The sequence below is a fragment of the Aurantimonas sp. DM33-3 genome (assembly GCF_014334315.1).
Classification (GTDB): domain Bacteria; phylum Pseudomonadota; class Alphaproteobacteria; order Rhizobiales; family Rhizobiaceae; genus Aurantimonas; species Aurantimonas coralicida.
The window spans coordinates 262,163-285,986 of sequence record NZ_JACSGS010000004.1 but is presented as its reverse complement, the minus strand read 5'-3'; the positions used below and the strand labels follow the sequence as shown (position 1 = coordinate 285,986).

25 protein-coding genes are annotated in these 23,824 nt (G+C 66.8%); 16 read left to right on the top strand and 9 right to left on the bottom strand.

Annotation, left to right across the window (positions count from 1 at the left end; genetic code table 11):
- Positions 1 to 21 precede the first annotated feature (21 nt).
- Together H9Q09_RS08355 and H9Q09_RS08350 are read right to left on the bottom strand one after the other, a co-directional pair.
- Entirely contained in the window at positions 22 to 582 is a 561-nt protein-coding gene (locus H9Q09_RS08355) for a CoA-binding protein (RefSeq protein WP_246716056.1), read from the bottom strand.
- Positions 579 to 1,397: an enoyl-CoA hydratase gene (locus tag H9Q09_RS08350; protein WP_187390637.1), complete on the bottom strand. Its 819-nt coding sequence runs from the start codon at positions 1,395 to 1,397 to the stop codon at positions 579 to 581. Before H9Q09_RS08350 ends, H9Q09_RS08355 begins: the two co-directional genes overlap by 4 nt.
- 205 nt (positions 1,398 to 1,602) lie before the next feature.
- Here H9Q09_RS08350 and H9Q09_RS08345 point away from each other — a divergent pair, with 205 nt between their 5' ends.
- From H9Q09_RS08345 to argC, 6 genes are all read left to right on the top strand, one after another.
- The gene (locus H9Q09_RS08345; RefSeq protein WP_024351305.1) at positions 1,603 to 2,028 is read left to right on the top strand and encodes a PaaI family thioesterase; all 426 of its coding nucleotides are present in this window, start codon (positions 1,603 to 1,605) and stop codon (positions 2,026 to 2,028) included.
- A gap of 212 nt (positions 2,029 to 2,240) precedes the next feature.
- Entirely contained in the window at positions 2,241 to 2,705 is a 465-nt protein-coding gene (gene rplM / locus H9Q09_RS08340; RefSeq protein WP_024351306.1) for a 50S ribosomal protein L13, read from the top strand.
- The gene (rpsI, locus tag H9Q09_RS08335) at positions 2,705 to 3,181 is read left to right on the top strand and encodes a 30S ribosomal protein S9 (protein WP_024351307.1); all 477 of its coding nucleotides are present in this window, start codon (positions 2,705 to 2,707) and stop codon (positions 3,179 to 3,181) included. Before rplM ends, rpsI begins: the two co-directional genes overlap by 1 nt.
- Positions 3,182 to 3,359: 178 nt before the next feature.
- Positions 3,360 to 4,322, top strand: a complete 963-nt coding sequence (speB, locus tag H9Q09_RS08330; RefSeq protein ID WP_024351308.1) for an agmatinase — start codon at positions 3,360 to 3,362, stop codon at positions 4,320 to 4,322.
- A gap of 185 nt (positions 4,323 to 4,507) precedes the next feature.
- Positions 4,508 to 5,650 carry a DegT/DnrJ/EryC1/StrS aminotransferase family protein gene (locus tag H9Q09_RS08325; protein WP_187390636.1) on the top strand — a complete coding sequence of 381 codons (1,143 nt, stop codon included), beginning with the start codon at positions 4,508 to 4,510 and terminating at the stop codon, positions 5,648 to 5,650.
- A gap of 120 nt (positions 5,651 to 5,770) precedes the next feature.
- Positions 5,771 to 6,826, top strand: a complete 1,056-nt coding sequence (argC, locus tag H9Q09_RS08320; protein ID WP_187390635.1) for an N-acetyl-gamma-glutamyl-phosphate reductase — start codon at positions 5,771 to 5,773, stop codon at positions 6,824 to 6,826.
- Between the two features lie 24 nt (positions 6,827 to 6,850).
- On the opposite strand, the gene H9Q09_RS08315 is transcribed toward argC, so the two are convergent.
- A complete protein-coding gene (locus H9Q09_RS08315; protein WP_187390634.1) occupies positions 6,851 to 8,221 on the bottom strand; it encodes an HD domain-containing protein in 1,371 nt (456 codons plus the stop codon).
- Between the two features lie 86 nt (positions 8,222 to 8,307).
- Positions 8,308 to 9,396, bottom strand: a complete 1,089-nt coding sequence (locus tag H9Q09_RS08310) for a COX15/CtaA family protein (protein ID WP_187390633.1) — start codon at positions 9,394 to 9,396, stop codon at positions 8,308 to 8,310.
- 176 nt (positions 9,397 to 9,572) lie between these two features.
- Between H9Q09_RS08310 and H9Q09_RS08305 the strand changes: the two genes are divergently transcribed.
- A complete protein-coding gene (locus H9Q09_RS08305) occupies positions 9,573 to 9,812 on the top strand; it encodes a DUF2842 domain-containing protein (protein WP_024351313.1) in 240 nt (79 codons plus the stop codon).
- Between the two features lie 10 nt (positions 9,813 to 9,822).
- Here the strand turns inward: H9Q09_RS08305 and H9Q09_RS08300 are convergent, their stop codons facing one another.
- Positions 9,823 to 10,791, bottom strand: coding sequence for a hypothetical protein (locus tag H9Q09_RS08300; protein ID WP_187390632.1), 969 nt, complete (start codon positions 10,789 to 10,791; stop codon positions 9,823 to 9,825).
- Between the two features lie 86 nt (positions 10,792 to 10,877).
- Between H9Q09_RS08300 and H9Q09_RS08295 the strand changes: the two genes are divergently transcribed.
- Positions 10,878 to 11,438, top strand: coding sequence for a polysaccharide biosynthesis/export family protein (locus tag H9Q09_RS08295; RefSeq protein WP_024351315.1), 561 nt, complete (start codon positions 10,878 to 10,880; stop codon positions 11,436 to 11,438).
- A 297-nt stretch (positions 11,439 to 11,735) separates the two neighbouring features.
- Positions 11,736 to 13,265 carry an undecaprenyl-phosphate glucose phosphotransferase gene (locus H9Q09_RS08290; protein ID WP_187390631.1) on the top strand — a complete coding sequence of 510 codons (1,530 nt, stop codon included), beginning with the start codon at positions 11,736 to 11,738 and terminating at the stop codon, positions 13,263 to 13,265.
- Here H9Q09_RS08290 and H9Q09_RS08285 read toward each other — a convergent pair.
- Positions 13,259 to 14,077, bottom strand: a complete 819-nt coding sequence (locus H9Q09_RS08285; protein ID WP_187390630.1) for an inositol monophosphatase family protein — start codon at positions 14,075 to 14,077, stop codon at positions 13,259 to 13,261. The genes H9Q09_RS08290 and H9Q09_RS08285 overlap by 7 nt on opposite strands.
- A 206-nt stretch (positions 14,078 to 14,283) precedes the next feature.
- Between H9Q09_RS08285 and H9Q09_RS08280 the strand changes: the two genes are divergently transcribed.
- On the top strand, positions 14,284 to 14,850 hold the full coding sequence (locus tag H9Q09_RS08280; RefSeq protein WP_187390629.1) for a TadE/TadG family type IV pilus assembly protein: 567 nt from the start codon (positions 14,284 to 14,286) through the stop codon (positions 14,848 to 14,850).
- Between the two features lie 7 nt (positions 14,851 to 14,857).
- Entirely contained in the window at positions 14,858 to 15,427 is a 570-nt protein-coding gene (locus tag H9Q09_RS08275; protein ID WP_024351319.1) for a TadE/TadG family type IV pilus assembly protein, read from the top strand.
- 15 nt (positions 15,428 to 15,442) lie between these two features.
- Here the strand turns inward: H9Q09_RS08275 and H9Q09_RS08270 are convergent, their stop codons facing one another.
- Both H9Q09_RS08270 and H9Q09_RS08265 read right to left on the bottom strand, forming a co-directional pair.
- Complete coding sequence (locus tag H9Q09_RS08270; RefSeq protein ID WP_187390628.1) at positions 15,443 to 16,309, bottom strand: DMT family transporter; 867 nt, start codon at positions 16,307 to 16,309, stop codon at positions 15,443 to 15,445.
- Positions 16,310 to 16,484: 175 nt separating this feature from the next.
- Positions 16,485 to 17,246: an SDR family oxidoreductase gene (locus H9Q09_RS08265; protein ID WP_187390627.1), complete on the bottom strand. Its 762-nt coding sequence runs from the start codon at positions 17,244 to 17,246 to the stop codon at positions 16,485 to 16,487.
- Positions 17,247 to 17,620: 374 nt separating this feature from the next.
- On the opposite strand from H9Q09_RS08265, the gene H9Q09_RS08260 reads away from it, so the two are divergent.
- The 5 genes from H9Q09_RS08260 (at position 17,621) to H9Q09_RS08240 (ending at position 23,270) form a co-directional block, all read left to right on the top strand.
- On the top strand, positions 17,621 to 18,985 hold the full coding sequence (locus H9Q09_RS08260; protein WP_187390626.1) for a PLP-dependent aminotransferase family protein: 1,365 nt from the start codon (positions 17,621 to 17,623) through the stop codon (positions 18,983 to 18,985).
- A 157-nt stretch (positions 18,986 to 19,142) separates the two neighbouring features.
- A complete protein-coding gene (locus tag H9Q09_RS08255; protein WP_024351323.1) occupies positions 19,143 to 20,537 on the top strand; it encodes a circularly permuted type 2 ATP-grasp protein in 1,395 nt (464 codons plus the stop codon).
- A gap of 10 nt (positions 20,538 to 20,547) precedes the next feature.
- Positions 20,548 to 21,498, top strand: a complete 951-nt coding sequence (locus H9Q09_RS08250; RefSeq protein WP_187390625.1) for an alpha-E domain-containing protein — start codon at positions 20,548 to 20,550, stop codon at positions 21,496 to 21,498.
- Positions 21,499 to 21,640: 142 nt separating this feature from the next.
- A complete protein-coding gene (locus tag H9Q09_RS08245) occupies positions 21,641 to 22,372 on the top strand; it encodes a proteasome-type protease (RefSeq protein ID WP_187390624.1) in 732 nt (243 codons plus the stop codon).
- Positions 22,373 to 22,508: 136 nt separating this feature from the next.
- On the top strand, positions 22,509 to 23,270 hold the full coding sequence (locus tag H9Q09_RS08240; RefSeq protein WP_187390623.1) for a diguanylate cyclase: 762 nt from the start codon (positions 22,509 to 22,511) through the stop codon (positions 23,268 to 23,270).
- Between the two features lie 17 nt (positions 23,271 to 23,287).
- On the opposite strand, the gene H9Q09_RS08235 is transcribed toward H9Q09_RS08240, so the two are convergent.
- Positions 23,288 to 23,653 (bottom strand): DUF971 domain-containing protein, encoded by a 366-nt coding sequence (locus H9Q09_RS08235; protein ID WP_187390622.1) that lies wholly within the window; start codon positions 23,651 to 23,653, stop codon positions 23,288 to 23,290.
- Positions 23,654 to 23,824 lie beyond the last annotated feature (171 nt).

The following is a 23,824-nucleotide window of genomic DNA, read 5'->3' as shown; positions in this document are numbered from 1 at the left end:
GCAGGGCCGGGCGCCCCTCGCCTATTTCGTCCGGTTCAGCCCGTAGCTCTGGAAGCCCTTGCCCATGGCCGGCTTCTTCGACGACAGGACGCGGGAATTGACGCCGTTCCAGCCGATCTCGCCCGACAGGCGCGCATATTCGATCTTCGGGCAGCGATCCATGACGACGGTCAGGCCGGCAGCCTCGGCCATTCGCGCGGCGGCATCGTTGCGGATGCCGAGCTGCATCCAGATGATTGAGGGCCGCGGATCCATCGCCAGCGCCTCTTCGACGATCCCCGGCACGGCATCGGCGGAGCGGAAGATGTCGACCATGTCGACCGGCTCAGGAATGCTGGCGAGGTCGGCATGGCAGCGCTGGCCGAGAAGGTCCTGACCGGCGAGGCCCGGATTGACCGGAATGACGCGGTAGCCCTTGGCCAAGAGGTATTTCAGGACGAAATAGGACGGGCGCACCGGCTTGGCGCTGGCGCCGACGAGGGCGATGGTCTGCACCCGGTCGAGCAGGCCACGCATGGCGGCATCGTCATAGACCAGCGGCGCCGGCGCAGCGGCACCCGGGGCGCTCTCCGCCGGGCTCATTCGTGCGTCCATTCCGGCTTGCGCTTCTCCAGGAAGGCGCCGATGCCCTCTTCCGCGTCCTTCGCCAGCATGTTCTCGGTCATCACCGAGGCGGCATATTCATAGGCGTCCGAGAGCCCCATCTCGGCCTGCCGGTAGAACGCCTCCTTGCCGGTCTTCACCGTCATCGCCGACTTGGAGGCGATGGTCGTGGCGTATTTGCCGACGATGGTGCCGAGATATTCCGGCGGCACGACCCGGTTGACCAGGCCGAACTCGCGGGCCGAACGGGCATCGATGGTCTCGCCCGTCAGCAGCATCTCCATGGCGTGCTTGCGGCTGAGATTGCGCGACAACGCCACCATCGGCGTCGAGCAGAACAGGCCGATATTGACGCCCGGCGTGCAGAACTGCGCTTCCTCGGAGGCGATGGCGAGATCGCAGGAGGCGACGAGCTGGCAGCCGGCGGCCGTCGCCAGCCCGTTGACCTCGGCGATCACCGGCACGGGGTGGCGCACGATCGCCTGCATCACCTCGGAGCATTTGCGCATCGTCGCCTCGAAGAAGGCGCGGCCGCGATCGGCGTCGGCGCGATGAGCGGTCAGTTCCTTCAGGTCATGGCCGGCCGAGAAGATCTTGCCCGCCCCCGCGATGACCACCACGCGGTTGTCGGTATCGGCCGCCGCATCGGCGAGCGCGGCGAGGATCGCGTCCATCATCGCCATCGACAGGGCGTTCGCCGGCGGGCTGGACAGGACGATCCGGGTCAGGCCCGTCGCACGCTGGATTTCGACGGGATGCTGGCCCGCATCGGCGATTTCGAAGATGTCTGCCATGGATCGGTTCCGGTCGACTGAAGGAAGGCGTTACCGCCACCTTCAACAGAATCGCCCCGCCTTCCGCAAGATCGTCGCCGCGCTCCGGCAGATGCTCCCCGCCGATATCCTCAGTCCGACTGGCCATTGCAGGGCCCCGAAGCTAGGACGGTGCAGGTCGGGAGGCGGCATCTGCCCGGCCCGGACAGGAGCGGGAGGAACGCGCATGCAGCCGATCATGACGAAAGCCGAACTCGAAGCCTTTCTCGACAGCGATTTTCCGCAGATCGGCGGACGCGAGGGTGGCTATTCGATCACCGATGTCAGTCCGGGCGCGGCGACCATGCGGCTCGACGCCAGCGACCGGCATCTGCGGCCCGGCGGCACCGTTTCCGGACCCAGCCTCTTCGCGCTAGCCGATCTTGCCGCCTATGTCGCGATCCTCGCCCATATCGGGCCGGTGGCGCTCGCCGTCACCACCAATCTGTCGATCAACTTCCTGCGCAAGCCCGAGCCCGGCGGCATCCTCGGCGAAGCCCGGCTCCTGAAGCTCGGCAAGCGGCTGGCGGTCGTCGACATCGCCCTGACCAATGCGGCGGACGAGGCGCTGGTCGCCCATGCGGTGGCGACCTATTCGATCCCGCCCCGATGAGACGCGCCCGGCGTTGCGGTATCATGATACCTTGATGCCGCGATCCCCTGCATGACAGGGGCTCGCGAAGGGTGCCGATGCGCCTTTTGACGTTGACAGACGCGGTGCGGCCCCGTATGTCCCGCTCCACGAAGAGCCGGCTCGCGCCGCCTTCCCAAGATCGACGGCCACAGCGGTCGGCAACGATGCTCACGAACACCCAAGGGCAGAACATGAAAACCTTCTCGCAGAAGACCGAGACGGTGGAGAAGAAGTGGATCCTGATCGACGCCGAAGGGCTCGTCGTCGGCCGCCTCGCTTCCATCGTCGCGCTTCGCCTCCGCGGCAAGCACAAGCCGACCTTCACGCCGCATGTCGATGATGGCGACAACATCATCATCATCAATGCGGACAAGATCGTCCTGACCGGCAAGAAGTACGAGAACAAGACGTACTACTGGCACACCGGTTATGCCGGCGGCATCAAGGAGCGCAAGGCGCGCCACATCCTCGAGGGCCGCTTCCCGGAGCGCGTCGTCGAGAAGGCCATCGAGCGCATGCTGCCGCGCGGCCCGCTCGGCCGTCGCCAGCTCAAGAACCTCCGCGTCTATGCCGGTGCCGAGCACCCGCATGAGGCGCAGTCCCCCGAGACGCTCGACGTCCGGGCCATGAACTCCAAGAACTCGAGGGCCGCATAATGTCCCAGCTCTCTTCGCTCGAAGAACTCGGCACGGCCGAAGTCACCGCACAGCCGGAAGCCCCGGTGCATGTGCAGAAGCTCGACCAGTACGGTCGCGCCTATGCCACCGGCAAGCGCAAGGATGCGGTTGCCCGCGTCTGGGTGAAGCCGGGCACCGGCAAGATCACCGTCAACGACCGCGACTTCACGGCCTATTTCGCCCGTCCGGTCCTGCAGATGGTGCTGCGTCAGCCGATCGTCGCCGCGGCCCGTGACGGCCAGTTCGACGTCGTCGCCACGGTGGCCGGCGGTGGTCTGTCCGGCCAGGCCGGTGCGGTTCGCCACGGCATCTCCAAGGCGCTGACCTATTACGAGCCGGGCCTGCGCGCGGTTCTCAAGAAGGGCGGCTTCCTGACGCGCGACTCGCGTACGGTCGAGCGCAAGAAGTACGGCAAGGCGAAGGCCCGCCGGTCCTTCCAGTTCTCCAAGCGCTGATCGGCGCGGCGGCGTCTGCCGCTGCCCTTTCTCCCGCGAAGTTCAAAGCCGCCGGGTGGTCGCCCGGCGGCTTTTTGCTTATGTGGGCCCGACAGGCTGGTCTGGCGCATCGGAGCTGCGCCCGGCCCCGGCCACCTCCGGCCCGCCGCCTTCCCGACGCTCCCTGGCGGAAGTGACCATGCCCAGCACGTCCATCGACCATGCCTTCACCGCCGACAGCGCCCACGGCGCGGCGGGCGACCCGACCTATGCCGGCGCCCTCTCCTTCATGCGGCGGCGCCAGACGAAGGCGGTCGACGGCACCGACGTGACGGTCTGGGGCATTCCCTTCGACGCCTCGGTCTCCAACCGTCCGGGCACGCGCTTCGGCCCGCAGGCGCTGCGCCGCGCCTCGGCGATCTTCGACAATGATCCGCAGTTCCCCTTCGACACGGATCTCTTCGAGCCCCTGAGCGTCGTCGATTACGGCGACTGCCTGCTCGACTACCGGCTGCCCGAGACGGCGCACGAGACCATCCGCGCCGAGGCGGCGGCCCTGATCGCCAAGACTGGCTTCCTGATGACGCTGGGCGGCGACCATTCGATCACCTTCCCGCTCCTGCAGGCGCATGTGGCGCGGCACGGCAAGCTGTCGCTGGTCCAGTTCGACGCCCATCAGGACACCTGGCCCGTCGCCACCGGCGGCGACGGCCAGCCGCGCGTCGATCACGGCTCCTTCGTCAAGGCGGCCGTGGATGCGGGCCTGATCGACCCGACGACCTCGATCCAGGTCGGCATCCGCACCCATGCGCCGGAGGATTGCGGCCTGGCGATCCTCGACGGCGAGGCGGTGGAGGAGATGACCAGCGCGGCGATCGCCGAGGCGATCCTGTCGCGCACCGGCGGCGCGCCGACCTATCTCAGCTTCGACATCGACTGCCTCGACGTCGCCTTCGCGCCGGGCACCGGCACGCCGGTCGCAGGCGGCCCATCGAGCGCCAAGATGCTGGCGGTGCTGCGCCGGCTCGGCGATCTCCGGCTGGTCGGCGCGGACGTGGTCGAAGTCTCGCCGCCTTATGACCATAGCGACATGACGGCGATCGCCGGCGCAACGGTCGCCATGTATGTGCTCGGCCTGCTGGCGCAGAAGCAGCCGGGATGATGCGGCCCGGCGCGCTGACAAAGTGATTCAACACGCTGCCATCCTGAATCAGGACACGCGCCTAACCCGTTGAAACGACGCTCCGTAAGCGACTGATACGAATCTTGAGTAGCCGGACGCCGGCTTTTCGATCACCACGGCATCGCGCCTTTGCGGCGGCGATTCACCCGACCCAGACGAGCCCCATGACCCAGAACATCCCTTTCATCGACCTCGCCACCCAGCGTGACCGGATCCGCCACAAGGTGGATCATCGCATCGCGACCGTGCTGGACCATGGCGCCTTCGTCATGGGCCCGGAGATCCGCGAGCTGGAAGCGGCGCTCGGCGCCTTCGGCCAGATGCCCTACACCCTCTCCTGCGCCTCGGGCACCGACGCGCTGGCGCTGCCCTTGATGGCCTGGGGCATCAAGCCCGGCGACGTGGTGTTCTGCCCGAGCTTCACCTTCGCCTCGACCGCGGAAGTCGTCGCCTGGCTCGGCGCGACGCCGTATTTCGTCGATGTCGACGCCGATACCTTCAACATGGACCCGGCGCATCTGGAGGCGGCGATCGCCGAGGTCGCTGGCAAGGACGGGCTGACGCCGCGGGCGATCATCGCCGTCGACCTGTTCGGCCAGCCGGCGGACTACCCGGCTCTGCGCCGCATCGCCGACGCGCACGGGCTGAAGCTCATCTCCGACGCCGCCCAAGGCTATGGCGGTACCATCGACGGCGAACTGTCCAGTAAGTGGTCGCATGTCGTCTCGACGAGCTTCTTCCCGGCCAAGCCGCTCGGCTGCTACGGCGATGGCGGCGCGGTCCAGACTGACGATGCCGAACTCAACGAGATCATGGCGTCGCTGCGCGTTCACGGCCAGAATGTCGAGGACAAGTACGACAACATCCGCATCGGCATGAACGGCCGCATGGACACGCTGCAGGCCGCCATCCTAATGGAGAAGCTGGCGATCTTCCCGGACGAGATCGCCGCGCGCGGCCGCGTCGCCGCCCGCTATTCGGAGATGCTGGCCGGGATCGTCACGCCGCAGAAGCTCCTGCGCGACGCCGTCTCGACCTGGGCGCAATATACGATCCGCCTGCCCGAGGGCACCGACCGCAACGCCTTCGCGGCCAGCCTGCGCGAGGCCGGCGTGCCGACGGCGATCTATTATCCCAAGCCCCTGCACCGGCAGACCGCCTATCGCCATTTCCCGGTGACGGGCGGCGAACTGCCGGTCTCCGACGCCCTGTCCCGCGACGTCATCAGCCTGCCGATGCACGCCTATCTGGACGAGGCGACGCAGGACCGCATCGTGGCCGCCGTCAAGGCCGCACTGCAGGCCTGACATCGGCCCCGGCGCGACGCCCCGGTCTGGACGTCGCGCCAGATTTCGATAAACCCCGGCAATGACAGGGGCGCCGCGCGAGGTCGCTGCGGGCCCGAAACCCATGCGAGGAGATGGCTGATGGCCGACAAGATCAGGATTGGTGTGCTCGGAGCCAGTGGCTATACCGGCGCGGATCTCGTCCGTCTCGCCGCCCGCCACCCGAACATGAAAATCGCCGTCCTTACGGCGAACAGCCACGCCGGCAAGCCCATGCGGCAGGTCTTCCGCCACCTGTCCCATATCGACCTGCCGGATCTGGTGACCATCGAGGAAGCGCCCTGGAGCGAGGTCGACGCGGTGTTCTGCGGGCTGCCCCACGGTACGACGCAGGCGATCACCAAGGAAATCTTCGAGACCTATCCTAAGACGAAGATCATCGACATGTCGGCCGATTTCCGCCTGCGGGACCCGGCCGCCTACAAGGAATGGTACGGGCTCGACCACGTCGCCACCGAGCTGCAGGGCGAGGCGGTCTACGGCCTGACCGAGCTCAACCGCGAGGCCATCCGCGACGCGCGGCTGATCGCCTGCCCCGGCTGCTATCCGACCGCGGCGCTCCTGTCGCTGGTCCCGCTGACCAGTGCATCGCTGATCGACGCCACCGACATCATCATCGACGCCAAGTCGGGCGTGTCGGGCGCTGGGCGCGGGCTGAAGGAGAACACCCTGTTCTGCGAGGCCGGCGAAGGCCTGTCGCCCTATGCGGTCGGCAAGCACCGGCATTCGGCCGAGATCGAGCAGGAAATCGGCAAGGCCGCCGGTATCGACGATCTGAGGGTCAACTTCACCCCGCATCTCATTCCGATGAGCCGCGGCGAACTCTGCACCAGTTATGTGCGGCTGGCCACCGGCAAGACCGCCGCGGATCTGCGCCAGCACCTGATCGAGACCTATCGGGACGACCCGTTCATCACGATTCCGGACGAAGACGTCCTGCCCCAGACGCAGATGGTCCGCGGCTCGAACTATGTGGTGATCAACGTCGTGCCCGACCGCATTCCCGGTCGGGCCATCGTCATCTCGACGCTCGACAATCTGGTGAAGGGATCGGCCGGCCAGGCCATCCAGAACTTCAACGTCGCCTATGGCCTCGAGGAAACCACCGGCATCGCCCAGCTGCCGCTGTTCCCCTGAGCTGAGGCGAGCGACCGCGCGGCGTCAGGCGGCGGCGCGGTCGATGCTCTCGAGCGCCGCTTCCAGGGCTGCGAAGCAGCGCCCGTCGATCGCCGTTCCCACATCGGCCCGCATGATCGCCAGCGCCTTCGACACCGGCATTGCCGCGCGATAGGGCCGCTCTGCTGTCAGCGCATCGAAGATGTCGGCCGTAGTGATGATGCGGGTGTCGAGGCAGATCTCGTCACCCGCCAGACCGTTCGGATAGCCGCGACCATCCAGCCGCTCGTGATGGGCGCCGGCGATCCGCGCCAGGTCGGCGAAGATGCTGATGCGCGACAGGATCGCCTCGCTGAAGCCGGGATGTCCCTTGATCACCGCCCATTCGTCGGAATCCAGCTTGCCCGGCTTGTCGAGGATCTGGTTGGAGACGCTGAGCTTGCCGATGTCGTGGAGCAGCGCGACGCGCTTCAGGAAACGGCGGCGCTGGTCGCCCAGGCCCAGATTCTCGGCGATCAGGTCGGTGAACAGCGCCACCCGCTCGCTGTGGCCGCCCGTATAGGGGCTCTTGGAATCGACGACCTGCGCGAAGGCCTCGGCGAGGCTGTCGAGGAATTCCTCGTCGGCGAGCTCGGCATTGTTGTCGGGGGCAAGGCCGATCACTGTCGCGGCCAGGGTGGGTGCCCTGAGCGTCGTCCAGAAGGCCGGGTCGACGGCCACCGTCTTGAAGGCGTCGATCAGGGCCGGGTCGAACCAGTTGCCGCTGCGCGCCGTCACTTCGCGCAGGGCGAAGTCCGCGTCGGCGCTCGTGTGGAAGACATCGACCACCTGGGCGAGCAGCGCGATGCGGCCGAACAGGGCGATCGCCTCCCCCTTCAGACCCTGGGGCTGGCCCTTGCCGTTCCAGTGCTCGTCGAGATCGAGAATGCCGGCGGCCACGGTTTCGGGAAAGCGCATCTGGCGGACGATGTCGGCGCCGCGATGGCAGCGCGTCTCGATCAGCTCGCGGGAGATCGTGTCGCCCTTGGCCAGCGCCACCACCATGGCGCGGAAGCGCTCGGCGAGGCTGGCCTTCAGGCCGGTATGCTTGAGGACGAAATGCAGAACGTGCGGAAGGCTGTCGCTGACGATCTTGATGTCGCGCTTGAAGGCGATGTCGTCGGTCAGTAAGAGCTGGCAGATGCGCGCCGCGTTGGAGCTGCAGCCGATATCCTTGAGGAGCAGCGTGTAATAGAGGTCGGCCATCTCCGGCTCGGACAGGCCGATGGCCCGCCCGACATTCATGCCGATCCAGCAACAGCGCAGGCCGTGGCCGTCGGGCTGGCCTTCGGTGAGGTCCAGCGCGTAGCTCAGGGCGCTGACGAGTTCGGCCTTGGAGACCGCCTGCCGTCCTCCCTCACCCGTGATCACACTCATCCCGCGTCCTGGCCCTTGCCCCGATGGCGGAGATCATCGCAGCCCCGGGTTAACGGAACGACGAAGGCGGCGCGCGGCGAAACGGCTCAGGCGACAGGCGCCGGCTCGGGATATTCGCCCTTCAGCGCGCGGGCATGGGCGACGGCCAATCCAAGGACGATGACGCCGCCGGCCTGATGGGCCAGCGCCCAGTCGATGGGCACGGCCAGGAGCAGGGTCGTGATGCCGATCAGCGCCTGCACGAAGACGGCGGCGAAGAGCCAGATGGCGCGCTTGGTATGAACGCTGCCCGCCGCCTGCAGCAGGGACGCGACCGCGTGAATCGCGACCACCACGAACAGCACATAGGCGCCGATCCGGTGCATGAACTGCACCGTCATGACGTTCTCGAAGAAATTCCGCCAGGCCGGGTCCATGACGAACAGGCCGCCGGGGATCAGGACGCCGTCCATCAGCGGCCAGGTGTTGAAGGTCAGGCCGGCATTCAGGCCGGCGACCAGGCCGCCCATGTAGATCTGGACGAGCGCCAGCAGCGCGATCAGCGCCGCAACGCCTGCCGACCCGCGCGACGGCGGCATGTCGAAGCGTTTCGACGCTAGCCCGCGCGCCACCCAGATGATTGCGGCGAAGATCACGCAGGCGATCGTCAGATGCGTTGCGAGCCGGTACTGGCTGACATCGGTGCGTTCGGTCAGGCCCGAGGCGACCATCCACCAGCCAACCGCGCCCTGCAGGCCGCCAAGGGCGAGAATGCCGACGAGACGGGGTTTCAGGAACGGCTCGATGCGGCCGGTCAGCCAGAAGAAGGCCAGCGGGATCGCGAAGACGAAGCCGATCGCGCGGGCCAGGAAGCGATGCGCCCACTCCCACCAGAAGATCGTCTTGAACTCGTCGAGGCTCATGCCGAGGTTGAGCTGCTGATATTGCGGAATGCGCTTGTAGAGCTCGAATTCCTCATCCCATTCGGCGGCAGAAAGCGGCGGGACGATGCCGTGGATCGGCTTCCATTCGGTGATCGACAGGCCGGACTCGGTCAGCCGGGTGGCACCGCCGACGAGGACCAGCGCGAAGATCAGGAGCGCGGTGACATAGAGCCACCAGCGGATCGCGGCGCGGTCGCGCAGACGGGGAGATCGGGCCACAGGGCCGGCGGCGGAATGGGAGATCGTCGTCATGTCGCGTGCCATGTGCACCGAAAGCGCCAGGCGATCAAGCGCAGGAAAGTCGCAGGGGCGAGGCTGGCATTGGCGGCCCGGCCGGCCTAGAGGTCGGGCACGGCGACGGCCGGCCGATGGCAGCGCGGGACGACACCCTGCCCTCGGCGCAAAGGCGCGAACAGGAGAGGCGGATCATGCCGGTCAGAACCAGAAAGCTCATCGGCGCGGTCGTGCTGATCGTTCTCGTCATCGTCTATGCCGTCGTCGCGACGGCGGTGGCGACGCTCTATCTGCCCACCGCCAGCGGCTGGGTGCATCTGGCGTATTTCTTCTTCACCGGAATTCTCTGGGTGGTGCCGGCGATGTTCATCATCTCCTGGATGGAGCGGGTGCCGCGCAAGGATCGGGCGGACGGCGACGGGACGCGCGGCTGAACGCCCCGCCTCAGTCCGGTTGATCCGGGGCGCGACGCCCCGCCCGCCGCGTGGCCGCGCACTGCATGAAAATCAGGTCGTCGACGCCCAGCGCCCGCAAGTCACCGGCGATCGTCGCGTAGCCGTCCGGCGTTGCCGCCTGCCCGGCCACCACGATGGCGGTTTCCTCGTCGAGGAGTGACGGCAGGTCGTCCATGCGCCGGGCATCGAGCGCGACGATTGTGCAGTCATAGGCCTCGGCGCAGGCGGCCAGCACCAGCGTGACGTCGGGCGAATCCGGCTCCGGCGCCGCGCCCGTCGCCAGCACCACATGGCAGCCGCCGCGGCTGTCGCGATGGATGATCTCGCCGAGCGGCGCCAGGTTCTCGGCAAATTCGTGCAGGCCGGGACTGCCCGGCGCAATTCCCGTCTCCGCGGCGATCCGCTCCTCGCCGGTCAGATCGATCAGGATGCAGGACATGCCGGCGCGCGCGATGGCACGGCCGAGTTCGACGCCGCCGAGCCCTCCCTCCCCGCCATCGGCCGACAGCATCACCAGGCGGCCGATGGCGCTGCGATGCAGGGCCATGACGAGTTCGCGGCTGGTGACCACCTCGTCGCCATGGCGCGGCGCGGCGGGAGCGTCGGCAGGGATGTCGTGCGGCATGAGAGCAGCGCTCGCTGTGCGTGATGGGACCGTCCGGTTCGCGAACCGCGCCGACGGGCGGGCAAGGCCACGGGCGACGAAATCGCTGAGCGAGGCGCCGAGGGCATGGATGCCGGCGCCCATCATCGCCGGGTCCTCGCACCGGGGCAACGGCGGCCGGGACGCATCGCGGCCGGCATGCCGGCGCGCGGCGTAAGGAGGATCGTCTGGAAACAGGGCGACATGCGCACTCCGGTGCCTGAGCTTCGCCTGCAGCCTGCCATTGGCCGGTAACTGTGCCGTTAAGGGACAGTTCGGCAGCGCTCGCCAATTCCCGCTCCCGGCGCCCGGCATTTTACGGTCGATTAACCCTAACCGTCTAACAACAGGTCATGACGGTGCGATGCCAATTGGGCCGAAGTGCCACGGGAACCTTGACCATGAAGCCGAGACTGGCCTTCATCCTCGCGATCGTGATCAGCGCCCTCGCCGGCTGCGCGTCCTACAAGCCGGTGTCGCCGGCGTTCCATGCGGCGCTCAACCAGTCCTATCGCCTGGACAGCGGCGACGTCCTGCGTGTCACGGTCTTCGAACAGTCCGGGCTCACCAATGCCTATCCGGTGGACAAGGCCGGCTACGTCTCGTTCCCGCTGGTCGGCTCGGTCCCGGCCCGCGGCCGCACCACCACCCAGCTCGAAGCCGAGATCGCCAATCGCCTGCGCGACGGCTATCTCAACGATCCCGACGTCACCGTGCAGGTCGAGACCTACCGGCCCTTCTTCATCATGGGCGAAGTCGCGACCGGCGGGCAGTACGCTTATTTCCCCGGGATGACGGTCCAGAAGGCGATCGCGGTCGCCGGCGGCTTCAGCCCCCGGGCCGAACAGGGCACCGTCGACATCACCCGCCAGGTCGGCAAGCGAATCCTGACCGGCCGGGTGCTGGTCTCCGATCCGATCCTGCCCGGCGACACGGTCTATGTCCGGGAGCGCTGGTTCTGACACGACCCGACTGCGCCGCTGCGGGGCGATCCCGCACCGGTCCGGTGAGGCTAATGGCGGTCGCCGTTCGCGGGTCACACATGCGAAACCGAGGCATCGGTTTCAGCGCGAGAAGCGGGATCAGGTATTGCGTCCCCGCCCCTCGCCGCATTTCCAGGCAGGGCTCAAGCATATCTTAGCCCTTTGCCTCCATTCTGCGCGGCCGAGAGATCAGGCGCGGCCCACAGAGGTGGGCGTGTCGGCCGCCGACCTTGCGGTCGCGGCCCGAACTGCCGGCGGAATGGGAGTCGACCAGACATGGCGAAGATCGAGTCCAGCCTGCCTTTGAACGACGTAACGGTCGTCAGCTTCCCCGAGCCCGATGCGCCGGTCGAGCTGAACGCCTTCGCGGCGCGGGCGGCGGCCCAGTACAAGGACGATTTCATCACCCCGCGGATGCTGTCGGGCATCTGGCGCGGCGTCGAGTTCGTGCTGCTGACGCTGCTCGGGCTGGCTCTCTTCGTCGGCTATGTCGGCGTTTCCACGCATCTGTGGGAATCCTACGTCGTCCTGTCGCTGGTCGGCGCGGCGCTCGGCGTCCTCGCGATCAATCTGGCCGACGGCTACGAGATCTCGGTCCTGAAGGGTCGGGCCGCCCAGCTCTGGCGGATCGCCATCGCCTGGGGCCTGACGCTCTGCTTCCTCACTGTCGGCCTGTTCTTCCTGTTCAACGACGCGGCCTATTCCCGGTTCTGGATGGGCAGCTGGTTCGTCTGCGGCCTGGTGCTCCTGTCGCTCGGCCGCCTGGCGCTGGCCGCCAAGATCCGCCGCTGGCTGCGCAACGGCCGCATGGAGCGGCGCGCCATCATCGTCGGCGGTGGCCGCGGCGCCGAAAGCCTGATCCGCAGCCTCGAGGGCCAGCCCGACAGCGACATCCGCATCTGCGGCATCTTCGACGACCGCGACGACCGGCGTTCGCCACCCATCGTCGCCGGCTATCCCAAGCTCGGCAATATCAGCGAGCTGGTGGAATTCGCCCGCCGCACCCGCATCGACATGCTCATCGTCACCCTGCCGCTGTCGGCCGAGCAGCGCGTCCTGTCCCTCCTGAAGCGCCTCTGGGTGCTGCCGCTTGACATCCGGCTGTCGGCGCATTCGGCCGAGCTGCGGTTCCGCCCGCGTACCTATTCCTTCGTCGGCGACGTACCGCTGATCGACGTCTTCGACCGGCCGCTGGCGGACTGGGACTGGATCGCCAAGCGCGTCTTCGACGTGGTCTTCGCCAGCGTGGCCATCGTCCTTCTGTCGCCGGTCTTCCTTCTCACCGCCCTCGCCGTGAAGCTGGACTCCAGGGGTCCGGTGATCTTCCGACAGAAGAGGCACGGCTTCAACAATCACATCGTCGACGTGTTCAAGTTCCGCTCGCTCTATGCCGAGATGTCGGATCCGCTGGCCCGGCAGATCGTGACCAAGGGCGACAAGCGCGTCACCCGCGTCGGCCGCTTCATCCGCAAGACCTCGCTCGACGAGCTGCCGCAGCTCTTCAACGTGCTGCGCGGCGACCTGTCGCTGGTCGGCCCGCGGCCCCATGCCGTCCACGCCATTTCCAGCGGCAACGAGGCGTTCGTGGCCATCGTCGACGGCTATTTCGGCCGGCACAAGGTCAAGCCGGGGATCACCGGCTGGGCGCAGATCAAGGGCTGGCGCGGCGAGATCGACCAGCCCGACAAGCTGCAGAAGCGCTTCGAGCACGACCTCTACTACATCGAGAACTGGTCGCTGCTGCTCGACCTCTACATCCTCGCCATGACGCCGATCAGCTTGTTGCGGACGAAGTCGGCCTACTGACGCTCGGCCGGCTGCGGCACGATCCCCGGCCGATCGAGCAAAGCGCGATCGCCGAGCGCGATGAAATGCGGATTGCCGAAGACGTCCTCGCCCGGTGCATGGGTGCGGCCATAGGCCAGGGGTGTCCCGTCCATGGTGATCGTCAGGCCGCCGGCTGCGCGCAGCACCGCGTCGCCGGCCGCCGTATCCCACTGCATCGTCCGGCCGAAGCGCGGATAGAGATCAGCTTCAGCTTCGGCCAGAAGGCAGAATTTCAGCGAGGATCCGATGGACTTCCGCTCGGCCACGTCGAGGCGGCCGATATAGTCGCGGGTCGCATCGTCGAGGTGGTTGCGGCTTGCAACGACATCCAGCGCTGCGCCCGCCTTGCGGCAGGCCAGCGGCGTCGCGGCCCCGTCGCGCTCGACCATGGCAGGCGTCCCTGCCCCGCCATGGTAGATCGTCCCGGTCTCGGGAATGCCGACGCAGCCGAAGACCGGGGCCCCGTCCTCGATCACCGCGACATTGACGGTGTAGTCGGGCGTGCCGGCGATGTAGCTCTTGGTGCCGTCCAGCGGATCGACCAGCAGGAAGCGCCGGCCGACGGCCGGGATCTCGCCGTCCGAGAAGGCCTCTTCGGCAACGATCGGCAGGGTGCAGCCGCCGCCCTGGATGACCGCGACGATGGCCCGTTCGGCGGCCTTGTCGGCCTCGGTCACGGGCGACCGGTCGGATTTGTAGTCGACGCCGCTGCCGGTCTGGGCGCGGATCGCCGCCATGCCGGCGCGGACCGCATCTATCATCAGCGCCGTGTCGATCCTGTCGTCGCTCATCGCTTTTCGTCCCTTCTGTGCTTCGGGCCCCGGCCGGGCTAATCCGGTTCGGCCGCCCGCCGCAAGGCCCTGCAGCTCGGCATGCGGTCACCTTTGGCTAACCGTGCGGGCGAATAGGCGCACTTGGCGCGACTTTCCTGAGGGAAAAGTAACCCCCGCGGGCGATGATGCCGGCTTGCGAACCAATCCGGGGACACAAGATCACCGTGCCGTTTCGACCCGCCAGTCCGAAGAAGAGCCAGCGCAAGACCTTCGGTCGCGACACGTCCGGCGCGACCGCGGTGGAATTCGCCATGGTCGCCGCCCCGCTCTTCATGCTGATCTTCGCCATCGTCGAGACCTTCGTCATCTCGGCCGCCGGCATCCTGCTCGACACCGCCGTCGACGACGTCGCCCGGCAGGTCTTCACCGGCCAGATCCAGCAGTCCGACATCAAGCCGTCGGTGTTCCGCGAGAAGATCTGCGACAAGGTCGATTTCCTCCTGAGCTGCGACAAGGTGAAACTCGACCTGCGCACCATCCCGGCCTTCGCCGATATCCCCACCGACGTGCCGATGAAGCTGAAGCAGGTGGACGACAGCCAGTTCTGTTTCGACCCCGGCGCGGCCAATTCGATCACCGTGCTGCGCGCCTATTACGAATGGCCGTGGACCGCGTCCTTCCTGCACAAGCTGGCCGCCGAAACCGACGGCAACAGCGTCATGTCCTCCATCGCCGCCTTCATGAACGAGCCTTTCGGGGATCGTCTGAACAGCAATTCCAACTGCGCCTGAGGGATCGATGACCGCCAAATTCTTCGGCCCGCTCCGCCGCGCACGCAACGCCCTTGCCGCCTTTTGTGGCGATCGCGGCGGCGTGGCTGCTCTGGAATTCGCCATCATCCTGCCCGGCCTGCTGCTGATCTATCTCGGCGGCTTCGAAGCATCGAAGGCGCTGGAGGCAAGCCGCAAGGTGGAATCGACGGCGGAGACGGTCGGCAATCTCGTCGCCCGCAACCGCACGATGACCGAGACGGGCCTTGAGAACATCTACAACATCTCCTCGGCGATCATGGTCCCCTTCTCCACCGACGGGTTGAAGATCGTCGTCACCACGGTCAGCGTCGACGACGAGGGCAAGGGCACGGTCGACTGGTCGCAGGCCAATACCGGCCCGGCGCTCGACAAGGGTGCCCGCTACGACGTTCCCTCCGAGCTGGTCTTCGGCGCCGAGACCTATCTCGTCGTGGTCAGCGTCAGCTACCCGTACAAGCCGGTCATGGATTATGGCGGGTTCTTCTCGGGCACCACCATGGCCAAGGAATACACCTTCCGGCCGCGCATCAGCAAAAGCATCGTCTGGGAGAACTGAGCCGGGTCTCGCCGGTCAGCGGCGGGTGCGGTTCTCGCGCCACCAGATCGTCAGTCCGCTGGCGATCAGGATCGCCGCGCCGGCCAGGAAGTTCCAGCTGAGCGGATCGCCGAGCAGCGTCACGCTGTAGATGCTGGCGAAGAAGACCTGCGCGTAGAGGAACGGCGAGAGCGCCGAGGCCGAGGCGTAGGCAAAGCCCTGCACGATGCAGAAATGGCCGAGCGCCCCCAGCGTGCCGATCGTCACCATCATGGCGAAAACCGGCCAGGTCGGCGTTTCCCAGACAAAGGGCACGGCGATGGTCAGGAGCAGCGCGCCGACCGCCGTCGTGTTGAACAAAGTGGCGGCGTTTTCCTCCGGGCCCGACAGGGCGCGGGTCATCAGGAAATAGCCCGACAGGATCACCGCCGACAGAAGCGGCAGCAGGAGATACGGGCTGGTGTCGGCAAAGCCCGGCCGCACGATCAGGAGCACGCCGACGAAGCCGGCGAAGACGGCCGCGATGCGCGGCACGCCGATGCGCTCGCCGAGAAAAATTACCGACAGAACCGTGACGAGGACCGGTGCGAAGAACTGCACCGCCGTCGCGTCGGCCAGCGGCACGTGGGCGAAGGACACATACATCAGCGTCGTCGCGCACAAGAGCGCCGCACCGCGCGCGAGCTGCAGGCCCGGGCGCTTGCTGTGCAGGAAGCTGGTGCCACGCGTCCGGGCGAGCCACGCCGTCATCAGGATCGTGTGGAAGAAATACCGGGCCCAGACGATCTCGAGGACCGGCAGCTCGCCGGTGAGATACTTGCCGAACGTATCCATCGTGGCGAGCAGCAGCCCGGACAGGATCGTCAGCAGGATGCCGGCCAGAACGCCGCTCGGCCGGGTCATCGAAGGCTGCGCGATAAGTGATGCATACGATCACTTCTGCCTTGCCGGCGGCGCGAAAGCGAGCCCGCCGGCATCAGGCCCACCGGTTTGTCCCCCGGCCGATCGGCCCCGCCATGTCCCGAAGCCTTGCCGGCAGCGGGACTGGCGGCCGGGGCTGAGGACACCGGCACGCCGATTAGATCGATCCGGCTTCGACCATGTAGTTGTTGGCGCTGCACATGGCGGCGTCGTCGGAGGCCAGGAACAGCACCATCCGCGCCACATAGACCGGCTCGATCAGGTCCGGCAGGCACTGGCGCGCCTTGTGCTTGTCAAGCGCCTCCGGGTTGGCCCAGAGCTGCTTCTGGCGCTTGGTCATGACCCAGCCCGGCACCACGGTGTTGACGCGGATCCGGTGCGGGCCGAGATCGCGCGCGAACGAGCGGGTCATGCCGTGCACGGCCGACTTGGCGGTGGTGTAGGCGGGCATGTTGCCGGCTGCCTCCCACCAGGAGTTCGACCCCATGTTGATGATCGAGCCCTTGCCGGCCGCGATCATCCCCGGCGCGGCCGCCTGGATGGCGAAGAACATGTGGCGGAGATTGGTGGCGATCCGCTCGTCGAAATAGTCCGGCGTCACGTCTTCCCAGCCGTGGCGATCGTCGCGGGCGGCATTGTTGACCAGCACCGTGGCCGGCCCGTTGGCCTCGGCAAGGGCCGCGAAGGCGCGTTTCAGATCGTCGATGTCGCGCAGGTCGCAGGCCTCGAAGCGGACCTGCCGCCCGGCGCCCGTCAGCTCGCCGGCCAGCGCCGTGCCGGCATCGCGGTCGAGATCGACGAAACCGACGTGGGCGCCCTGTTCGGCGAAGGCCCGGACCATGATCTCCCCGATGCCCGAGGCCCCGCCGGTGACGATGACGCTGGCGTTTTCGAGACTGGGATAGCTGGCAAAGCGCATGGATCGTCCCCTCCGAATCCGGTTGAAGCTCGATAGTGAACTGTTGCGGGGGCTGGTAGCATGCCGGCCATGACCGGGCGAGCCTGCCGGCCGCGCTTTACTGCGGCGCAGGCCCCTGCCGTTCGCGCCGCGCCTCCGGCAGCTGCCCGCCGGATGCTGACGATGACAGATGGCGATTCCGGCCGTGCGAGCCGGATGCGCCGCGTCCGGTCAAGCCGGAAGCCTTTAGCCGGGCGGCTATGTTGCAGTGCTCACTCGACTTTCGGACTATTGCACGTCCGCAAGCCTAGCTTAGGATTAGGCAACCTCGTCATGTGATATAACAAGGTGATTTCGGGCTGTCTGAATTGCCCACCGCACAGGCTCGCAACGTCATGTGGAACGCGCAATACGAACACGGTCTGGACGACGTCGCCAGTATCGTCGAGCGGATCGCGCAGGACATCGAAGCCGGCGTGCTGCGCCCCGGCGACCGTCTGCCGCCCCAGCGCGAGCTGGCGAACGGGCTCGGCGTCAAGCTGTCCACGATCAGCCGCGCCTATCGCGAGGCGGCGCAGCGGCGCCTGATCGGCGGCGAGATCGGTCGCGGCACCTACGTCTTGGCATCCAGCTCCGATTCGCTGCTCTTCGCACCCGACGTGTCGGCCGAGCGGCTGGTGGACCTGTCCACCAACGTGCCGGTCCCCGTGCCGGACGACACGGCAATGGCGTCGCTGATCGACGGCCTGAGTTCCACCGAGCGGGCGCAGATGAGCGGCTATCCCGGCTGCGCCCTCGTCCATCGTGCCGCGGTAGCGGTCGGCGACTGGATGGCCTGGCGCGGCATGACGCGACGACCGGCGACGGTGGTGTCGTGCGCCGGGGCCCATGCGGCGCTGCAGGCGCTGCTGGTGCATGCCACCCGCGAGGGCGACGCGATCCTCGTGGAATCCCTGACATTCCCGGGCCTGAAAGCGCTGGCGCGGCAGTTGCGGCTGCGGCTGATCCCGGTGGAACTGGACGGTGAAGGCGTCACCCCGGAGGGGTTCGACGCGGCTGCGCGCAGTTCCACGGCCAGGCTGGCCGTGCTGATGCCCAACCTTCACAACCCGACCGGCGCGGTCATGGGCGACGACCGGCGCCGGGCAATCGCCGAGATTGCCGAACGCCGCGACCTGACGATCATCGAGGACGACGCCTACGGGGCCCTAGCCGGCCGGCCGCCGCTGGCAGAAGATCTGGGTTCGCGTGGCATCGTCGTCTCCAGCCTGTCCATGACGGTCATGCCGGGACTGCGCTTCGGGTTCGTCGCCGGCGACCATCCGATGCTGGCCGCCCTCAAGCGCAACCTGCACCTCACCTCCTGGATAATGACGCCGCTGTCCCTCCGGGCCGGATCGGCCTGGATCGAGGATGGCACGGCGGCCGCGCGCACCGCTTGGCAGGCCAACGCGGTCCGCGAGCGCTGGCGGCAGATGGGGCAGCATCTGGGCCCGTCCGACGCGGTGGCCGCACCCCATGTCTGGCTCGGTGTCGACGGCGATGCCGAGGAGGCCGCGACGCAGCTGCGCCAATGCGGCGTTGCCGTGGTGCCGGCCGAAACCTTCGCCTCAGGACGCACCTTCCATTCGCGCGTGCGCGCCTCGCTGACCGCCGCCCCCACGCGTGCTGACCTCGACACGGCGCTGGCGATTCTTGCCGATTTCGGCGCGCGCCCCGCCGCGCTGCCGTGGGCCGGCGGTTCCACCCTCGCGCGATAGGCGCCGCCTGCCCGATCGGGCGGCAGCGGCGGAGGCAGATTGCACAAACGCACGTCAATCGACCGCCACGGCCTGCGAGACCCTTGATTTTCCGGCCTGTCGCTTTCTCTTATTCAGAAGACAGGTCTGGAGGGTGCAGGTGACGGCGTTCGACGAAATGCTTCTCGATGACGACAATGTCCGGGAACCCTATGCGCGCTTCAACGAGTGGTTCCGGCAGCAGAACATCGAGGAACTGGCCGCCAAGACCAACGAGGCCGAGGATTTCTTTCGGCGCACGGGCATCACCTTCAACGTCTATGGCGAGGCCGAGGCGGCCGAGCGGCTGATCCCCTTCGATCTCGTGCCGCGGATCATGGCCAAGGCCGAATGGGATCTTCTCGCCGAGGGCATCGAGCAGCGGGTGCAGGCCCTCAACGCGTTTCTCTACGACATCTACCACGACCAAGAGATCGTGAAGGCGGGCAAGGTGCCCGAACGCCTGATCGTCGGCAACGAGGCCTATCTGCCCCAGATGGAAGGCTTCCGGCCGCCCGGCGGGGTCTACACCCACATCATCGGCACCGACATCGTGCGGTGCGGCGAGAACGAATTCTACGTTCTCGAAGACAACGCCCGCACGCCGTCCGGCGTCTCGTACATGATCGAGAACCGCGAAACGATGATGCAGATGTTTCCCGAGCTGTTCGCGCAGAACCGCGTGCGGCCGGTCGAAACCTACCCGCATCACCTGCGCCGCTCGCTCGCCGCGGTCGCGCCGCCCGCCTGCGACGGCCCGCCGACCATTGCCGTGCTGACGCCGGGCATCCACAATTCCGCCTTCTACGAACATGCCTTCCTGGCCGACCAGATGGGTGTGGAACTGATCGAGGGCGCCGACGCCAAGGTGATCGACGGCCGCATCCAGATGCGGACCACCGAGGGCTACAGGCCGATCGACGTCCTCTATCGCCGGGTCGACGACGAATATCTCGATCCCGAGGCGTTCAGGCCCGATTCCATGCTCGGCATTCCCGGCATCATGGAGGTCTACAAGAACGGCGGGATCACCATCGCCAACGCCCCCGGCACAGGCATCGCCGACGACAAGGCGATCTATTCCTACATGCCGGAAATCGTCGAGTTCTATACCGGCAAGCCGGCCCTCCTGCAGAACGTGCCGACCTGGCGCTGCGCCGAGGAAGACAGCCTCGCCTACGTCCTCGACAATCTGAAGGACCTCGTCGTCAAGGAAGTGCACGGCTCGGGCGGCTACGGCATGCTGGTCGGCCCGGCGGCCTCGACAGCCGAACGCGAGGCCTTCGCGGCGAAGCTGCGGGCCAGGCCGCGCAACTACATCGCCCAGCCGACGCTGGCGCTGTCGACCGTGCCGATCCTGGCGGAACACGGCCTTGCCCCGCGGCATGTCGATCTTCGCCCCTTCGTCCTCGTCTCCGACAAGGTCCGGATCATACCCGGCGGACTGACGCGCGTGGCTCTCAAGGAGGGCTCGCTCGTGGTCAATTCCAGCCAGGGCGGCGGCACCAAGGACACCTGGGTACTGAGGGACTGAAGCGAAGCACATGGCACTACTCGGACGCACCGCCAACGGCCTGTTCTGGATGTCCCGCTATATCGAGCGGGCCGAGAACATGGCCCGCCTCGTCGACGCCGGACAGCGGCTGTCGATGACCAACCTCTCCTCGGACGAACCCGACGAATGGCAGTCGGTGCTGGTCTCGGCCGGCGTCGAGGCGGCCTATCTGGCCAAATACACCGAGTACGATACCGCCTCGATCATCGACTTCCTGCTGCGCGACCGGGACAATCCGTCGAGCGTGCGCTCGTCCATCGACACGGCGCGGATGAACGGGCGGATGGTGCGGACCGCCCTCACCCGCGACCTGTGGGAGACGATCAACGAGAGCTGGCTGATCATCAAGAGCCGGCTCGACAAGCCGCTGAACCCGCTCGAACTGACGGCCATCCTGGAGCTGGTGAAACGCCAGACGGCGCTGATCCGTGGCGTCTTCCACGGCACGATGCTGCGCAACGAGATCTTCGACTTCTGCTCTCTCGGCGCCTTCATCGAGCGGGCCGACAACACCGCCCGCATCCTTGACGTGAAATACTGGGTGCTCCTGCCCGAGCACTCCTCGGTCGGCTCGTCGCTCGACAATTTCCAGTGGGCGTCGATCCTGCGCTCGGTCTCGGCGCACCGCGCCTATGCCTGGGAATATGACGGAGAGTACCGGGCGACGAACATCATCGACTTCCTGATGCTGAACCGCAGGCTGCCGCGCTCGCTGGCCTATTGCTACCTCTGCATCGAGGAAAGCCTGAAATATCTGAACCGGAACTACGAGACCCAGCACCCCTGCTCGCGCATCGCCAGCGACATCACACGCAAGCTGTCGGACGCGTCGGTGAAGGAGATCATCGACGGAGGCATGCACGAGTTTCTCGAGAACTTCATCATCGAGAACAACCGGGTGGCCCAGGAGATCGCGGAGAGCTACCGCTTCTACGCCTGATAGTGGCAAGACGGCTTCGCTCGCCTGCGAACCGTCACCCTCACCACGGAAAACCATTGCGGAAGGCGCGCGGCCTGCACAAAGATGCAGCCGCGCGCAGATAGCTGATTCGTCCTGCGCGCCCAGGGGGATGTCAGCCAAAATGACCTATTGCGTGGGGCTCCTCGTCGATCGTGGCCTCGTCTTCATGTCGGATACCCGCACCAATGCGGGCATCGACAACATTTCCGTCGTCTCGAAGATGAAGACGTGGGAGGTGCCGGGCGAGCGCTTTCTGTGCCTGCTCAGCGCCGGCAACCTGGCCACCACCCAGTCGACCGTGTCACTTCTGGAAGAGCGCCTGCTCGCGCCCTCGGAACGCCAGCCGGCGATTCTGACCCAGCCGTCGATGTTTCAGACCGCCAAGCTGGTCGGCGAGACGATCAAGGAGGTCATCTCCTACACGACGCCGGCCGGCCAGTCGGCCGATGCGCTGTTCTCGGGCACCTTCATTCTCGGCGGCCAGATCAAGGGCGGGCGTCCGCGCCTCTTCCTGATCTACCCGGAAGGCAATTTCATCGAGGCCGGACCGGACAATCCCTTCTTCCAGATCGGCGAGCACAAATACGGCCGGCCGATCATCATCCGCACCTATGATCCGCGGATGAGCCTGGAAGACTGCGCCAAGCTGCTGCTGGTCTCCTTCGATTCCACCATCCGCTCGAACCTGTCGGTTGGGGCGCCGATCGACATGCAGTTCTACGAGACCGACACGATGATGGCGGGCTACAAGCGACGCTTCGAACTGTCGGACCCGTATTACCAGGAGATCTCGGGCGGCTGGTCCGATGCACTCAAGGATGCCTTCGATCGCCTGCCACCTTTCCAGCGTTAGAACGCTACAGGTCAAGACACGGACCGTGCATCGGCATTAATCTTGCGGAAAAGATTGTTCGCAATACTGACGGAACACAGGAAACTGTTCCGGCATGACGCGGACACTCACTCAGCAACCCTTGACGACACGCGGCTTGTGCAAGCTGGCGGGCATCACGCTCTGCGGTGTGCTGTCCTGCATGGCGGTCGCGCTCATCTACAACGCGGCGCTGTTCCGCAACGCCGATCCCGAGGCCTTCCGGCTGGCGATGATCTGCGCGGTGGTCGTGCCGACCATCCTCGGCGGGCCGCTCTTCGTCTTCCTGTCGCTGAAGCTGCGCGAGCTGCGCGTCCTGAATCGCCGCCTCGAGATCGTCGCCGCCCATGACGGGCTGACGACATTGCTCAACCGGCGGGCCTTCACCGAGCGGGTCGAGGCGCGGCTGGAATCCATGGCCACGGATGGCCTGGCCGGCGCGCTGTTCCTGATCGATGCGGATTTCTTCAAGTCGATAAATGACCGCTACGGCCACGCCACCGGCGACCGGGCGCTCAAGGCGATCGCGCTGCGGCTGCAGGATTCGGTCCGCGAGGGCGACATCATCGGCCGCCTGGGCGGCGAGGAATTCGGCGTGCTGCTCGCCGATGTGGACCGTCACGCTTCGATGCAGATCGCCGAACGGATGCGCGAAGCTGTGGCGACGATGGAATTGGCGTCGCCGGAGGGCAAGCCCGTGCCGGTGTCCGTCAGTGTCGGCGGCGTCATCTTCGACCGGCCGGTCGGCTACAGCTATCTCTACCAGGAGGCCGACAACCGGCTCTACGAGGCCAAGGCCCGTGGGCGGAACCGCGTCGTCGTGCGCGACACGGCTCCCGCCGCTGCCGCCGCGGCTGCGCCGGATCGGGTCAGCGCCTGACGGCTGCCCCGCCCGCCTCAGCGTTCGCGGCGCAGCCCCTTGGCGTCGAGCTCGGCCAGATAGGTCTGCCAGCGCGCGTCCTTCTCGCGGAACAGCTCCGCAAGGTAGCTCCAGCTGAAAATGCCGGTATCGTGACCGTCGTCGAAGCCGATGCGCACGGCATAGTTTCCGACCGGCGCCACCGAGGCGATGGCCACGTCGATCTTGCCGCCGACGGTCTTGCGCTGGTCCGGCGAATGGCCCTGAACCTCCGCCGACGGAGACATTACCCGCAGCATTTCGGCCGACAGATCGTGACGGGCCCCGCCGGCCTGGACGAGCACCAGCGTGCGCCGGTCGGGCGTGACGCGGATTTCCTGTGGCGGCGCGACGGTGTCGGTCATGGCAGTTTCGCCTCCCGGGCGTGTTTCAATTTGTCTGGCAATGGTTTGTTCGATGCGTCGCGCTTGACCCGCACGCACCACGCTTCCACATTCGCGGGCATGGACATCCACATCACCCTCGCCTGCGAGGCCGCAATCTCATGAGTCTCGTCCCCGACATCAAGACCGCGG